15 protein-coding genes are annotated in these 15507 nt (G+C 38.3%); all 15 read right to left on the bottom strand.

Going from position 1 to position 15507, the window contains the following annotated elements:
* Window positions 1–29: 29 nt before the first annotated feature.
* A complete protein-coding gene (locus ACICP9_RS03290) occupies window positions 30–2387 on the bottom strand; it encodes a multicopper oxidase domain-containing protein (protein ID WP_395498832.1) in 2358 nt (785 codons plus the stop codon).
* Between the two features lie 157 nt (window positions 2388–2544).
* A complete protein-coding gene (locus tag ACICP9_RS03295; RefSeq protein ID WP_395498834.1) occupies window positions 2545–3894 on the bottom strand; it encodes an NCS2 family permease in 1350 nt (449 codons plus the stop codon).
* A 28-nt stretch (window positions 3895–3922) separates the two neighbouring features.
* Entirely contained in the window at window positions 3923–5203 is a 1281-nt protein-coding gene (gene folC / locus ACICP9_RS03300; protein WP_395498836.1) for a bifunctional tetrahydrofolate synthase/dihydrofolate synthase, read from the bottom strand.
* A complete protein-coding gene (gene accD / locus ACICP9_RS03305; protein ID WP_395498838.1) occupies window positions 5190–6083 on the bottom strand; it encodes an acetyl-CoA carboxylase, carboxyltransferase subunit beta in 894 nt (297 codons plus the stop codon). Before accD ends, folC begins: the two co-directional genes overlap by 14 nt.
* Before the next feature lie 132 nt (window positions 6084–6215).
* Window positions 6216–7250: a PotD/PotF family extracellular solute-binding protein gene (locus ACICP9_RS03310; protein ID WP_395498840.1), complete on the bottom strand. Its 1035-nt coding sequence runs from the start codon at window positions 7248–7250 to the stop codon at window positions 6216–6218.
* Window positions 7251–7252: 2 nt separating this feature from the next.
* A complete protein-coding gene (potC, locus tag ACICP9_RS03315) occupies window positions 7253–8026 on the bottom strand; it encodes a spermidine/putrescine ABC transporter permease PotC (protein WP_071662235.1) in 774 nt (257 codons plus the stop codon).
* Window positions 8004–8870, bottom strand: coding sequence for a spermidine/putrescine ABC transporter permease PotB (gene potB, locus ACICP9_RS03320; RefSeq protein ID WP_395498842.1), 867 nt, complete (start codon window positions 8868–8870; stop codon window positions 8004–8006). The genes potC and potB overlap by 23 nt, the downstream gene beginning before the upstream one ends.
* Window positions 8860–9957 carry a spermidine/putrescine ABC transporter ATP-binding protein PotA gene (potA, locus tag ACICP9_RS03325; protein WP_395498844.1) on the bottom strand — a complete coding sequence of 366 codons (1098 nt, stop codon included), beginning with the start codon at window positions 9955–9957 and terminating at the stop codon, window positions 8860–8862. Before potA ends, potB begins: the two co-directional genes overlap by 11 nt.
* 367 nt (window positions 9958–10324) lie before the next feature.
* Window positions 10325–10672, bottom strand: coding sequence for a hypothetical protein (locus ACICP9_RS03330; protein ID WP_395498846.1), 348 nt, complete (start codon window positions 10670–10672; stop codon window positions 10325–10327).
* Window positions 10669–10848, bottom strand: coding sequence for a hypothetical protein (locus tag ACICP9_RS03335; RefSeq protein WP_395498848.1), 180 nt, complete (start codon window positions 10846–10848; stop codon window positions 10669–10671). Before ACICP9_RS03335 ends, ACICP9_RS03330 begins: the two co-directional genes overlap by 4 nt.
* 191 nt (window positions 10849–11039) lie before the next feature.
* Entirely contained in the window at window positions 11040–11822 is a 783-nt protein-coding gene (gene truA / locus ACICP9_RS03340; protein ID WP_395498850.1) for a tRNA pseudouridine(38-40) synthase TruA, read from the bottom strand.
* A gap of 122 nt (window positions 11823–11944) precedes the next feature.
* Window positions 11945–12925 (bottom strand): tol-pal system protein YbgF, encoded by a 981-nt coding sequence (gene ybgF, locus ACICP9_RS03345; RefSeq protein ID WP_395498852.1) that lies wholly within the window; start codon window positions 12923–12925, stop codon window positions 11945–11947.
* A 105-nt stretch (window positions 12926–13030) separates the two neighbouring features.
* Window positions 13031–13576, bottom strand: coding sequence for a peptidoglycan-associated lipoprotein Pal (gene pal, locus ACICP9_RS03350; RefSeq protein ID WP_395498854.1), 546 nt, complete (start codon window positions 13574–13576; stop codon window positions 13031–13033).
* Window positions 13577–13594: 18 nt separating this feature from the next.
* Window positions 13595–14944: a Tol-Pal system beta propeller repeat protein TolB gene (tolB, locus tag ACICP9_RS03355; RefSeq protein WP_395498856.1), complete on the bottom strand. Its 1350-nt coding sequence runs from the start codon at window positions 14942–14944 to the stop codon at window positions 13595–13597.
* Window positions 14945–14947: 3 nt separating this feature from the next.
* Window positions 14948–15493, bottom strand: coding sequence for a cytochrome b (locus tag ACICP9_RS03360; RefSeq protein ID WP_395498858.1), 546 nt, complete (start codon window positions 15491–15493; stop codon window positions 14948–14950).
* Window positions 15494–15507: the final 14 nt, after the last annotated feature.

The following is a 15507-nucleotide window of genomic DNA, read 5'->3' on the forward strand; positions in this document are numbered from 1 at the left end:
GTTTTTAAAATTGCAGGATGATTACCTCGTTAAAACACTAACGACACACCTAAACTATAGGTATTATCATTCGTAGAAAGATTATTTTCTTGAAACAACGACTTAGTGTTACCGTAATTACCGGTATGTTGATATTGTGCATACACAGCAAGCACGGGATTGATTTGATAATACGGCCTTAATGTTAATTGCAACTCATTGAGTCCACTACCCACTAAATCATGCGTGACAGTTTTACTTGCAAATAGACCTTCTACTTCCGTTTGTACAAAAAAATTGTGTGCAATTTGTGTATCACGCGTTAAATCTATATCCACCTTGCTACTTCCGTTATGATAATAAGCACGGATATCGGTTTGGATAAAATACGGGGTTAAGCCTTCAATACCGATACCGGGTTGAAAATAAGGTGTCATTGTTGGGCGATACACATAATTCACACCCCCTTTAACCGCCCAGAATTGGCTGATAGCATGCCAATAAAACATATCCAAATTGGCATTTTCGATAATACCCTGCTTAATTTCTGCTTTTTCCAAATAGAGTTGCAGTTTGTTATTATCACCACCAAACATACCTTTATAGGTAATTTCTTGATCGTTATTAATTAAATTCTGATTAATATCAAATAAATTTACGCTAAAAAATCGCGGCGCATGATCCGAAGGATAATCCACTAGGCTCTGATCGACAGGTAACTGCTGAACACGAACTATCGCCCGGTTAGTATAAGGTAAAAGTTTTATTGTATTTTGATACCGATGGGCGGGTGTCACGTCGATTAACGTGGTGTATTGAAAGACACGCGCCATACCGGCTGCCATGTGATAAAGCTGATGGCAATGGAAAAACCACTGCCCGCTCGCATCCGAATCAAGATCCGCCACTACAGTCGACATAGGTGGAACAACGATAGTGTGTAATAAAGGATCGTAAGCGCCATGCCCATTACGTAAAATAAACCAATGACCATGAATGTGCATAGGGTGATCCATCATCGAATGATTGGTAAATATAATTCGATAGCGTTTTCCGGGTTTTAGTAAAATCGGTTTTGCTTTATTCATTGTCACACCGTTAATAAACCAAATATAACGGTTCATATAACCCGATAAATCCATGTGTATGGTTTTTTCTATCGGTTTGTTCGGATTATTGGTTTTAACCGCTGCAATCATTTTTTGATATTTAGTACCCACGGTTAAATTTTTCATGCGAGACATAGTCTGTCTATTGTTCATACCCATATCTGAGCTATTTTTAGCTAAATTCATTGCAGGCATTGGCATGGATGATTGCATACCGTTACGCTTCATCATCATGATAGGAGGAGGTTCAGGAAAAGGTTTAATATTTTGAATATTGACCGATGTACCTGGTGTCGTAGTCAGTACACCTATCGCTCGCCCTAAGGTATCTAGCGACTCAGCATAAATAATCGTGGCGCCCGGATGTTTAATGGAGACTAAAACATCATAGGTTTCACCGGGCTCAATCTTAAAACGGTTGACATAATAAGGTTTAATATTATTACCATCGACTTGAACAAGCTCCATTTTACCGTGATCAAGTTTGACATTATAATTAGTACTTGTCCCTGCACCAATAAAACGTAACCGAACTTTATCACCTACCTTAACGTATCGTATCCAAGGTCGTTGCCCTACTTGTCCATTCAATAAATAAGCATCGTAGGCAACATCGCTAAAATCATAAATATTCATCCGACTCGTTTGCATCATTTTATAGCTATGCAGTAATCGCTGACGGTTTAAAGGTGTCGCATTTCCATAGTCATGAAGAAATTTTAATAAAGAAGGTTGTAAGGGAAATCGAGAATCATAATAGCCATCCATTTTTTTAAGATTGTTATAAATTTGTCCTGGGGATGTGTTACTCCAATCAGACAAAACCACGACAAAGTCTTTATTATAGTGATAAGGTAAAGGAGTGTTAGGATCGATAATAATGCCACCATACAAACCTTGCTGTTCTTGGAAGCCGTCGTGTGCATGATACCAATAGGTACCCGATTGATGTGGTGTAAAACGATAATGAAAAACACCTCCGGGCGGTATCGGTTTTTGACTCACACCACTTACACCATCCATTTGCCAAGGAACAATCAAACCATGCCAATGAACACTAGTACCTTTATTGAGTCGGTTATAAACATTAATGATCACTGGTTGCCCTTCTTTTAAGTGTAAAATAGGGCCAGGAATTTGATTATTTACTGCAATAGCCTGAGTAGGCGTTCCGGTAAAATTGACCTGTTTATACGCCACAGTTAAATTAATAAGCTGGGTTTTAGCTTCCGCTTGATTCACAAATAGTAGTGCTAGGGTGAGAGTAAAACTATAAATCAGTTGAATAATACGATTCATGTAGCGCTTTATGGGTAAGAAAGGTAAAAAATATTAAACTTAACCTTAAGGTTAAAGTCAATAGCGCTTAGAAATTGATCTAAATCAAGCCTATGACCCATACTAATCAAGCGGGTATAATCATCAACTATTGGCTAAATTTTTGGATTGCTTAAGCCTAAATAGCCCAGCCACTGACATAAAATAAAACGAGAATGAGTGCTATCGCCACAGTTCCTGGAGTTAATTGTCGCCATTCTCCAGCACAGACCCGCCCTATCACTAAAGAACTAAATCCTAACATAATACCGGTAACAATATTGCAGGTTAATACAACAAAGACCGCACATAATAACCCTGATAACGCATCGATAAAGTCAGCAAAATTTAATTTGGTCACATTACTTAACATCAACAAGCCAACATACATCAACGCAGGTGCAGTCGCATACGCAGGAACTAAATAAGAAAGTGGTGAAATAAATAATGTTAGGAGAAATAATAATCCTACTACCGTTGCGGTTAAACCAGTTTTCCCTCCTACCGCAGCACCCGCGGCTGATTCAATATACACTGCAGCAGGTGATGCACCGATTAAACTCGCAAAAATACTGCTGACAGAATCAGCAATTAAGGCTTTCGATTCATTCTTCATCGGTTGATTTTTTTTCAATAAATTGGCTTGAGTGGCCACGGCATGAATCGTTCCAGTGGCATCGAATATCGCCGTTAACACCAACGCCAAGACACTCGGTAAGACCATCGGCTGCAACGCTCCGATAATATCCAAATGCAAAAATAGCGAGTGAGTCTGTGGATTGAATAGATGTGGGAAGGCGAATAATCCCTGATATTTAACCTTTGGATCAAACAGTAAACCGAGGAGTGAAATAAACACAATGACCCATAACACACCACCAGGAACACCTCTTCTTTCCAAACCAAAGATCATCGCTAAACCTAATAATGTCATTAGTACTGGAAAAGAATTAAAAACACCTAAGCGCATCGGTAAGCCTTGCATAGGATTTTTAATCACTAAACCTACGCTGGATGCAGCAATCAATAATAGAAATAAACCGATACCAATACCGATACCACAAGCTACACCCAATGGTAAATTACGCAAAACCCAAGAACGAATTCCAGTAACCGATATAATCGTAAATAATACACCGACCCAAAATACTGCCCCTAGAGCAACTGAAATACTGATATGCTGGGTTAATACAATACCAAATGTGGTAAAAGCGGTGAGTGAAACGGCACAGCCTATCGCCATGGGTAAATTAGCCCATAATCCCATTAATAGAGAGCCAAAACTGGCGACTAAGCACGTGGTAACAAAGGTTGGTATAGATGGAAATCCCGCTAGTTTCAGCATATTAGGGATCACAATCACCGAATATAACATCGCTAAAAAGGTGGTAAGGCCAGCTAGCACTTCTTGTCGGAAACTGCTCGCACGTTCACTGATTTTAAAGTAATTATTTAATACGCTTTTCTTTGGATTCTTTGGGTTTATCATTTTACCTCTCAGAAAGAAGTTTAATCATTTAACCCTCTAAATATCGATATATAGCCGCAGCAGTGTGAAAAGAACCAAAAACCAACAGCCGGTCATTTTTTTTCAACTGACTGAAAGCGCGTTGAAAAGCGAGATCCGGAGAAGAAAACTCTAAAATGGTTTGACTCACTTCAAGGTCCAGGAGCGATTGTTTTAATTGTGCTGCTTTAGCACTCCGTTGTTCCGCTAAATCACAGAGATACCAATGATCAACATGATGTTTCAAAGGACGTAAAGTATTAAGAATATCTTTATCAGCCAACATGCCTGCTAACGCATAAGTACTCCCTAAACAGGGAGTATTCGCTAAGCGTTTTGATAAACATTCTCCGCCAGCGGGATTATGTGCGACATCGATAATAATCTGGCGTGCATTTTTTTCGATAAGGTGAAATCGACCGGGTACAAAAACCTGCTTTAAGCCTTCTTGTATGGCAAGCGGAGTAATGATGAAATGATCACCGAGTAATTCGACAGCCTGTAACACGGTCGCTGCATTCTGTAAATCAATATTGGGTAAAGGTAAATCTTGCAGTGAAAGTTGTTGACTATTCCATGACCAGGATTGCCCCTGCATTTTATAATCAAACTCTATGCCTTGCCGATACAAGGGACAAGCTAAAGTTTTTGCAGTATGAAGTATCGATTCCGGCGGTGAAAAATCTCCACAAACGCACGATCGATTGGGACGCATAATAGCGGCTTTTTCTAAGCCAATTTTTTCACGCGTATCTCCCAACCAATCAGTATGATCGATATCTATCATACTGATAATGGATAAATCAGCATCCACACAATTGACAGCATCCAAACGACCACCTAAACCTATTTCTAAAATAATCGTATCTAATGCCGCTTGTTTGAAATACCATAAAGCCGCTAAAGTCCCAAATTCAAAATAAGTCAATGAAATATCTGCGCGATTTTTTTCAATCTGCATAAAGGCACGACACAAATCTTGCTCACTAATGCAGTGTCCTGATATTTGAATACGTTCTTGATAACGAATAAGATGGGGTGAAGTATACGTGCCCACCCGATAACCCGCGGCACTTAAAATAGCGGCCGTCAAGGCAACAGTAGAACCTTTTCCATTTGTTCCAGCAACCATCACCACTGGACAATTAAAGTTGACTACTTGCAATCGCTGTGCGACTTGTGTAATACGCTTAAGACCTAATTCAATGCGGTTAGGGTACAAGGTCTCAATATAAGCTAACCAATCGGATAATGATCGCGAATTTAAGTTTAATTCATTAGATATCGTCATTGACAATGGCTGTTAGTGAATAACGTCCTTGATTCGCTGCCATCAGTTTATTTAAAAGCGAAACCATTTTTCCCTTTAATTCCCTCCTATCGACGATCATATCGATAGCACCATGTGCTAATAAAAATTCACTGCGTTGAAATCCTTCGGGTAAAACTTGGCGTACAGTTTGTTCAATGACACGTGGACCAGCAAAACCAATTAAAGCTTTAGGCTCTGCAATAATAATATCGCCAAGATTAGCAAAACTTGCTGATACACCACCCATAGTCGGATCGGTTAATACAGAAATAAAAGGGAGTCCTTTTTGTTTAAGTTCACCCAAGACAGCACTTGTTTTTGCCATTTGCATTAATGAGAATAAACCTTCTTGCATCCGGGCTCCGCCACTTGCTGAAACACAAATAAAAGGAATATCTTCCTCAATGGCCTTTAACACACCTTGTACAAAACGCTCTCCTACCGCAGCGCCCATCGACCCACCCATAAAATTGAACTCAAATGCTGCGCACACTACTGCCCTACCCTCTAATTTTCCTTGCATAACAATCAACGCTTCCTTTTCACCGGTTTTTTTTATGGCTGAATGTAGCCGATCTTTATATTTAAATTGATCTTTAAATTTAAGCCTATCCACCGCTTCTATTTGATTGCCTATTTCTTGGCCGGTTTCAGGATCTAAAAGCTGTGCTAAACGTTTACGCGCTTTAATCCGATGATGGTGGTTACAAGTTGGACAAACCATTAGATTACGTTCAAATTCCGCGCGATAGAGTACTGCTCCACAGGACTCACATTTAGTCCAACTATTTTCAGGAACTCCCGTGGTATTTCTAACCACGGTCCGAATTCCTTTAATGACTTTTTTTAACCAACTCATAATTTTCCTATTTAACCTCTCACCCACTCAATTAAAACTTTTTTCTCAACTCTGATTAGTATATACCCATTCTACTTCAACGTGATCATTCGCGCCTTCAGCGAAAGCGATAGCTATCTGCACGTGCCTAAATTAACCACCAATTTTCAATAATTCCCAATAATGTTGGTAAATACTTTCAGCGGCTCCCACATCAACTTGAACGAAACTGCGTTGTAACGTTTTTTTATCGGGATAGATCATGGAATTATTCAAAATGGCTTTTGGCATCAGTTTATAGGCAGTAAGATTAGGTGTCGCAAAGCCCGTCGCTAAACTTATTTTTTTGGCAATATCCGGTCTGAGTATAAAATTGATAAAAGTGTAGGCATTATTCACATGTGATGCCCCTATCGGTATGGCCATGCTATCGATAGAGATCACAAAACCTTCTTTAGGGTAAATAAAACGTAATGCGGGATTTTCTTGTGCGGCTTGATAGATATCACCATTCCAAGCCATACCGACACTTAAATCTTCATCAATGAAAAGTGATTTTACCCCATCATTATTAAACAAACGTACATTTGGCATTAACTCCTTTAATCTAATATAGGCCAAGCGGATATGTTCAGGATTGGTGTCATTCGGTGAATAACCTAATACCATCAATGCCATAGAGAAGACTTCATGGACATCATCTAATAGGAGTAATTGGTTACGATAGCGTGGGTTCCAAAAATCTACCCAAGCTTGTAATTGCTGCACGGGATGGTTCTTACTATTAACAACAATACCAGTTGTGGACCAAAAATACGGAATACTATAATGATTACCTGGATCATAAGATTTGTTAAGTAACGCAGGATTAAGATTTTTGAAATTCGGTAAACGAGATTTATCCAGTGCTTGCAACATGCCTTGTTGACGCATACGATCGATAAAATAAGTCGATGGTACAATCACATCATAGCCAGTATGCGGATTGGCTTTCAGTTTCGCATATAAGGTCTCATTACTATCATAAGTCGCATAATTAACTTTAATCCCAGTTTCTTGTGTGAACTCTTTTAATACATCGTTGGAAATATAGCTCGACCAATTGTAAATATTAACAATATTTTGTTCTGCATACGCTGATCGAGTGAAAATAACCCATAATAGGATAAAAAAACAAACTAAACGCATGATTATTTTTTAACCTTTTTAGGTAATACCCATTGGAAGGCAACGACGATAAATAGCGTAATAGCAAACATCACCGAACAGAGCGCATTCAATTCCGGCTTTAATCCGATGCGAACCAATGAGTAAATATACAACGGCAAAATTTGAAAATCAGGGCCGGTAACAAAAAAGCTAATGATTACATCATCGAGTGACAAAGTAAAACTTAATAGCCAGCCCGCTAAAATAGCGGGCCATAACATAGGAATAATAATGCGACGAAAACTCATAAAGTCATTTGCGCCTAAATCACGCGCTGCTTCAAAAATATTTTTATCCAAACCAGTCAATCGACTATAAACCGTGACCGCCACAAAAGGAATACAAAAAGTAATATGTGATAATAATAATGACCAAAAACCTAAACGCATATTCAGTAAAAAAAATAAGATAAGTAATGAAATTCCCATGACAATATCAGGCGAGACTATCAATACAAACAATAAACCATGGAGTAAATGTTTACCAAAAAACCGATAACGATACAGACAAGTCGCTGCAATAGTCCCTATTAACGTCGCAAAACTGGCCGCTAATACACCCACTTCGAGTGAATGCAAGGCGACAATGGCCAAATTGCTATCATCACCTAATTGTTTATACCAATCTAAAGTAAAGCCATGCCAAAGCAATGAGTACGTTGAATTATTAAACGAATAAATAATTAATAAAATAATTGGAAAGTAAAAAAAGCAGTAGATCACTGCCAAATAGCTAAATCTCGCCAATCGGTTCATCGTGATATTGTCCTATTTTATTGGCACGTCGATACAGTAACAGCAATATTCCCATTGCTAGAGTCAGTACCATACTCACCGCTGAACCCAAAGGCCAGTTATGTGCCGCTAAAAATTCATTTTGAATGAGATTTCCAACCAACAGTGATTTAGCACCGCCCAAAATATCCGGAATATAAAACATACTCATCGCTGGCAAGAAGACCAAAATGATTCCGCCCATAATACCAGGCAGTGTTAACGGTAAAATAACGCGTATTAAAATAGTTAAGCTATTCGCACCTAAATCGCGCGCCGCATCAATAAATTGCGTCTCTAATTTCTCAATATTGGCGTATAAAGGTAAAATCATGAAAGGAAGTAAACTATAGACTAAACCAATAATGACTGCGGTACTGGTATACAAAATGGTTAACGGGTGGTGAATAATACCGAGTGATAATAACAGTGTATTTAATAAACCTTTCGCTTTCAGTATAGAGATGATCGCATAAGTACGAATCAATGAACTGGTCCAGAAAGGGATAATCACTAAAAATAATAATAAACTCTTATATTTAGAATCGAGTCGCGCCAATAAATAAGCAAAAGGATAACTCAGTACTAAACAAATTAAACTACACAGTCCAGCCATACAAAAAGAATGCCAAAATATTTTAAAATAAATAGGATTTAATAAGGCTTGGTAATTTTCTAGTGAAAATTTCCAACGGATAAGATTGACCGGATCATTTTCTAGCAAACTTATTATCAGTACCAATAGCGTCGGTAATAAAGCAAATACAGATAGCCACAGCCAAACGATACTGATGGTGCTTCCTTTAAAGAGGCGATCAACTTTCATCGGGCAAAATAACCTCCCATCCTGGAATCCAATGTACCCAAACAGACTCCCCGCTATGGAAATCTAATTTTTCATCATCCTCATTGAAAAATTGCGTAGCGGCCAACAAATTTTGACTTTCCAAACGCACCATCAGATCGACAGTAGAACCTTTGTAAATAACTTGCTCAACCACTCCAGGAAACATCTGCGAAGTATCTGTCACCTCGACTGGAGACCAAACTTCAAGATCTTCGGGCCTGACTAAAATATAGACCTTTTGATTCTTAGAAAAATGCCGCCGATTTTTTAACGTAAACTCTTTACCCTCAATCATCGCGTGAAACACATGTTCGTCAGAAGAAATAATTTGTGTTTCGAAAATATTTACTTCGCCTATGAAACGCGCAACCCGTAAGCTACGCGGTTCTTCGTACACTTCGCGCGGAGTACCGATTTGCTCAATACGTCCTTCATGCATCACCACAACCCGATCTGACATCGATAAAGCTTCTTCCTGATCATGTGTCACAAAAATAAACGTAATACCCAATTTGGTTTGCAACTGCTTTAATTCAAGCTGCATGGTTTTACGTAAGCGATAATCTAAAGAACTTAATGGTTCATCCAATAACAGGATGCTGGGTTTATTCACCACGGCTCTGGCAATCGCCACCCGTTGTTGCTGGCCACCGCTTAATTGATAAGGTTTACGCTCACTTAAATGCATCAACTTCACCATATTTAATGCATCATTAACCTGCTGTGTAATCTCTGCTTTCGACAAGCCCCCTTTACAACGTAAACCAAAAGCAATATTGTCAAAGACATTCAGATGCGGGAATAAAGCATAGCTTTGAAAAACGGTATTCACATGACGTGCTTGTGGTGACAAGCCTTTGACATCAACACTGTTAATGCGAATGACTCCACTATCGGGTTGCTCAAAACCTGAAATTAAACGCAATAAAGTCGTCTTGCCACAACCACTAGGTCCAAGTAAGGTCAAAAATTCACCATGCCTTACCTCGAAGTTAATATCTTCTAATACGTCTTCGCCATCAAAACGTTTAGTGACTCCTTTGAGTTCAAGGACATTCCCATTCATTACACAGATAACCTCACTTTCATGATGGAATAGTAAAATTGAAAGGGATTATGCAATAGAGCTTCGGTAAAACCAAGTATTTTATTCTATGCTTGACATAAAAAATAAATAGATCGCGGCTTATTCATAAAAAATATAAAAAAACTTTTGTTTAAAATCTGTCAAGCTCACCGAGCTAGTTAGACTGAGTTAAAAAAATTTTTCAACTTAATGCTTACTTCTTCTGAGTTTAATTTAGGCAGGATAAAAAAATTATTTTCCCCAAATTGGATAGAAAAACCATCATTCATACCTTGCTTTAATGCCACTGCTTGCTGTTTTTAATTATCATTTTCAAGTTTAGCTGATGCATAAACATCATTGTTGCTCAAAACAGATGAAAAAAATAAAAACCTGAAGCAGTACAAAATTTATTTAATCGAGTAATTAGGCTATTCGGTTCAATTTCTTTCCCTTCAATTTCTTTTCCTTGAGATACTTGATCATAGATTTCAAAATACTTTTTATTAAAATTAGCTACTTTCTCTTTAAGGCCTTTATATTTTTCACTCCATCGAAAATATTTCACCAATTTCTGTATAGGGAGCTCTTCGAATAAATATATATAGGGAAATGTCAGATCGTCTACAACAGTAATATTTTTAGGTAAACTATAATAATGAAAGAGTGCCATCGCAGAACTGGCCTGTACAATGACTCGCAAATAGATAATCAACCGCTGATTTTTCTTTGAAATGATAAGGCTGCGGCTATAATATCAAAGTGAAATAGGATTCTTCTATTTTCTATAAAGATATTAAATAAAACTCCTTTTTTACAGCTTATACGATCTGGTAGAGTCTTTTTTGGCATGATATCCAGATCGAAGTAAAAACTAGGTTCTTTAAGCAAAATGGCTAAACGTAATATATCACTGGCGCTCCTGGATTGCCATCTATCTTACTCAATAAGTGGATAATTTTTTAAATCGGTTTTTTTTTTCAATATTCCTAAATTTTAGATTAAATTTTTTTCTAAATTAATTTTTATTAAGCTTCTTTTTCTAATCTGTGAAGGAACTCGTTACTATCTCAACCTATTTATTAAATAAAAAATAAAAAATTATTTTCTGATTGAGGTAACATAAAGTTTTCTGGATAAATTACTTGGTATAAATATAGACCATTCGGTGAAGCGGTCACATCAGCTACTTTACGATCTTGCGCCAATAAAACTTCTTTAGCCCATGCGATGGGTTTTTTACCCGCACCTATCGTCATTAAGACCGCGCTGATATTGCGCACCATATGATGTAAAAAAGCATTCGCCTGAATATCAATAGTCACATAGCATCCTTCGCGCTTGACTTGAATATCTTGTACCTCGCGTCGTGCATTGTTCGCTTGGCAACTTGCCGCACGAAATGAACTAAAATCATGCTCACCCAGGAGATACTGCGCAGCAGACTGCATATCGCTTTCATTTAAAGGATAATAAAAATGGCTGGTATAAGCGTTCCATAAGGCATTACTTAAACGTCGATTATAAATAATATAGCGATAACGACGTGCTACAGCGGAAAATCGAGCATGAAAAGTACTCTCCACTGCTTGCACCCAGTTGACGCGAATATCCGCCGGTAAATGGCTATTAGACCCTAACAACCAAGCCCGTTGGGACCGCTGTACGCCGGTATCAAAATGCACCACTTGATCTAAGGCATGTACACCCTTATCGGTGCGACCTGCACAAGTTAAGATTATCGGATGATCCGCAACTTGGCTAATCGCCCGCTCTAAGCAAGTTTGTATACAGGCCAATCCTGCTTGCGATTGCCAACCATGGTAAGCACTACCTTGATAAGAAATGCTCAATGCTATTCTCATACGATAATTTTCTATGATTAATTATTATTGCTTAAATAAACTCTTTGCACCTGAATTTCATTCGGTGTTACCGTTCCATTCGAAATCCATACGGTTATTATATACACGCTCATTGCTGAAGTTTAAACCTTATTTTTAGCGGGATTTGCCGCTGCAGAAATCATGGCTTTAAATTGTTGTAAACGGGCTTGAGCCGCTTGTGCCGCTTTAGAATCAGGATATTGTTGGATTATTTTTTCAAACAATTCCATCGCCATTTTTTTATCACCTTTGGCAAAATACGCTAAACCACATTGCAACATGGCATCGGGTACTCGTGCATCTTGGCTATAACGGGTAATAAAACGTTTAAAAAAGTTAATTGCTAGATCAGCTTGCCCCTGTAATAAATACAACTGCCCTAAAAAATAATCTGCATTCGCAACATTCAGATCATTCGGAAATTTTTTATTGAAAACTTCAAAAGCGGCTATCGCTTCATTATATTGTTTAGTTTTTAGTAATTGAAAAGCCGCTTGATAAGCACGCTCTGCCGCCGCCGTTGGTGCCGAGTTTGGTAGCAGCGACTTGCGATTATTTGAATCCTCTTTTTTCGTGCTACTACTGAGATCTACCAATGGACGCGGACTCATCGCACTGTTAACGTTCATAGGAACATTGGCTGGTTTGGCAGAATTAGCAGTGTTATTGTTAGTCCGCTGGCCAAAACGCTTATCGATTGCTAAATATTGATTACGTACTTGCTCCTCTAATACTTTGACAGCATGTTGTTGTGATTCAAGTTTACCTTGTAAATTTTGTAATTGTTGTTGTAAATCGTCGACTTGTACCAACAGAGGATTGAGATTAGCGATTTGACGTTCTAAAATCGTAACCCGCTGTTCTAAAGAAAAAGAGGCTGAATTACTCGGAATGGATGTGACACTCGATGGTGCTGGGCTAGAAGTTGAATTGCTTGACTCATGCGCTGGACTTGCTGGGTTTGAAGAAGTTGTCGTTGCCGGAGCATCCTCATCATCGTCATAGGCATCAACAACCGGTGCTAATGCATAAGCGAGTGAACTTACTAATAAGCTCGCACAACATAAGCTAATCTTAACCAACTTAACTAGCCTCGAATTTATCCTTTGAACGAATAAGATGTCTCTCTTAGCAAAGGTAAACGCTCTATTCAAAGGTAAATTCGATCGCATAGTTAATTCCTAGTATTACATCTTATCGGTGATAACCGGAGTTTGATACTGTAAGTCAACACGACGATTTTTCGCATAATCTGCTTCACTATGACCAAACGCCACTGGCTTTTCTGCGCCATAACTGACGGTTAGGATCTGCTTTCGACTGACGCCATTCGCAATTAAAAATTGTTGTACACTTAAGGCACGGCGTTGACCCAAACCGATATTATATTCACGGCTACCTCTTTCGTCAGTATTACCCGCTATCAATATTTTAGCTTGTGGATGGCTAATTAGGTAATGTGCTTGGACTTGCAGAGAAGGTTTATCTTCTTCACGGACGAGACTTTTATCAAAACCAAAGTAATAGGTTTGATCACCCACTTGCAGTGGATGCGTGCTTTCATCGCCGTAAAAACTACCGATATCACCGGCTCCGTGTGTCAATGCGTTATCGACATGTGTCGGAATAGCACTCGCTTCGCCTAATTCATTATTATCCGCAGTGGAACAAGCGCCTAAACTGAAAAACACAGCAGCCATAACACTCACTCTTAACAATCTTTTTATTAACATAAACTACCTCAAAAATAGTTAACTCGATAAAAAAGGTGACCAAACTGGATCTTGTACATCACCTTCAGGTGTTGGCAAACGACAATTAATTCTTCCATCGACTGAAGCCATACCTAACAAGCCATGTTCACCGGGTTTTGATTCAAATAAAACCATTTGTCCATTGGGTGCAAAACTGGGTGAAGCATTAAAACCTGAATGCGTAACGCTCAATAAAGTATCGTCGTCTAAATCTTGCACCGCTATATTATACATTCCTTGTTCGCGATTGAGTACCACTATCATTTTTCCATCCGGAGAAAAAGATGCGCGTGCATTATAACTACCATAAAATGTAATACGTTGTAACCGCTTATTGCTTAGTTTCATTTGATAAATTTGTGGTCCACCTCCTCTATCTGAAGTAAACAGCAATGATCGACCATCTTTTGACCAAGTCGGTTCTGTATCAATAGAAAATCCAAAGGTCACTTGACGTAAATCTTTATTGGCTAAATCCATTAAATAAATTTTTGGCGCAGCCGAATTTTTAGATAAGGCTAAAGCTAAGAGTTTATCATCGGGTGACCACGCGGGAGCACCATTAATACCCGGATAATCACTGATTAATTGGCGCTGCCCGTTAGCAATCGTTTGAATATAAATTCGCGGCATGATTTTTTCGAAAGAAACATAGGCAATACGTTTACCATCATGCGACCAAGCCGGAGACATGATAGGTTGTGTCGAGGTTAATAAAGGTTTGGCATTATGGCCATCCATATCAGCCACTTGCAGACTATAAACACGATGATTATCCTGACGAGTCACTAACACATAAGCGATATGTGTCGAAAAAACACCTTTAACACCCGTTAATTTTTCATAAATCAGATCACTGATATGATGAGCTAAAGCACGTAATTGCGGATATTTCACTGTATATTCTCGTTGTGCTAAAATTTGTTTACGGCCTTGGGCAACATTCACTAAATTCACATGCACTTGATATTCTCCCTGTCCTAGATCACTTATTTTCCCCAATATAACATCATCAATATGATGAGCTCGCCAATAAGCCACAGAAATTTTATCGCTAGTATAAGGTTGTGGGAGTGCATGAGTTTTCATCATCATGACTTTAAATTGACCACTATGGCTTAAATCAGACTGAATCACCTCACTCATATTGTTTTCCGCTGCAAACGCTACCGTACTCGTAAAAGGAACAACTGCAATCGGTAGTTGATTAGCGACACCTTGAGTTAATTCAAGATTCAGCGCTGCTTGGGCGCTAGCGCTTAATAATATAGAAAACAAACTACTAATCAGTATGAAAAGAAATTTTTTTCTCGTATGACACGACTTTTCTAAGCGCAAACCATTCATTTGTTATTCTCCATTACTCTTTTTTTTAGGAAACACCCACATTCTTTGTAATACAGGATGATAAAATGCACCGATCACATGTAATGTAAATGCTGCAATCAATAAATAAGACAAGATTTGATGTGCTTTAGCAAAAAAATTAGAAACCAGCGGATTATCAGCTAAGGGTGATACCGTAAAAATACCATAAAAACTAATTATGTGATTACCGAAGGTTGACATTAAAAATCCTGTTAATGGCATCGCCAGCATTAATAGATACAACGCGATAATATTCAATTTAGCTAATTGACGCTGCCAAAGAGGAACCGATGGCGGTAATTTCGGCTCAATATTTATAAAACGCCAAAGGAGTCTTAAGATCACTAAACCGAATAAAAACAAACCGGTCGCTTTATGAAGACTATATAAACGATCACTAAAATGCGATGCAGGAATATTAATCATGGTATAAGCCAGCATAAACATACCGATAATCAACGCTGCCATAAACCAATGAAAAAATTTAGCGATAACACCATAAACTGCTACCGTATTTTTTAACATCATAAAACAACTCAAGT

Source organism: Rickettsiella endosymbiont of Litargus connexus (genome assembly GCF_964277335.1).
Taxonomy (GTDB): Bacteria; Pseudomonadota; Gammaproteobacteria; order Diplorickettsiales; family Diplorickettsiaceae; genus Aquirickettsiella; species Aquirickettsiella isopodorum.

What these genes read in the sequence shown, in the direction of transcription:
- ACICP9_RS03290 (WP_395498832.1), bottom strand. Translation starts at nt 2,387, where the DNA reads ATGAATCGTATTATTCAACTGATTTATAGTTTTACTCTCACCCTAGCA.
- ACICP9_RS03295 (WP_395498834.1), bottom strand. Translation starts at nt 3,894, where the DNA reads ATGATAAACCCAAAGAATCCAAAGAAAAGCGTATTAAATAATTACTTT.
- folC (WP_395498836.1), bottom strand. Translation starts at nt 5,203, where the DNA reads ATGACGATATCTAATGAATTAAACTTAAATTCGCGATCATTATCCGAT.
- accD (WP_395498838.1), bottom strand. Translation starts at nt 6,083, where the DNA reads ATGAGTTGGTTAAAAAAAGTCATTAAAGGAATTCGGACCGTGGTTAGA.
- ACICP9_RS03310 (WP_395498840.1), bottom strand. Translation starts at nt 7,250, where the DNA reads ATGCGTTTAGTTTGTTTTTTTATCCTATTATGGGTTATTTTCACTCGA.
- potC (WP_071662235.1), bottom strand. Translation starts at nt 8,026, where the DNA reads ATGAACCGATTGGCGAGATTTAGCTATTTGGCAGTGATCTACTGCTTT.
- potB (WP_395498842.1), bottom strand. Translation starts at nt 8,870, where the DNA reads ATGAAAGTTGATCGCCTCTTTAAAGGAAGCACCATCAGTATCGTTTGG.
- potA (WP_395498844.1), bottom strand. Translation starts at nt 9,957, where the DNA reads ATGAATGGGAATGTCCTTGAACTCAAAGGAGTCACTAAACGTTTTGAT.
- truA (WP_395498850.1), bottom strand. Translation starts at nt 11,822, where the DNA reads ATGAGAATAGCATTGAGCATTTCTTATCAAGGTAGTGCTTACCATGGT.
- pal (WP_395498854.1), bottom strand. Translation starts at nt 13,576, where the DNA reads ATGTTAATAAAAAGATTGTTAAGAGTGAGTGTTATGGCTGCTGTGTTT.
- tolB (WP_395498856.1), bottom strand. Translation starts at nt 14,944, where the DNA reads ATGAATGGTTTGCGCTTAGAAAAGTCGTGTCATACGAGAAAAAAATTT.
- ACICP9_RS03360 (WP_395498858.1), bottom strand. Translation starts at nt 15,493, where the DNA reads ATGATGTTAAAAAATACGGTAGCAGTTTATGGTGTTATCGCTAAATTT.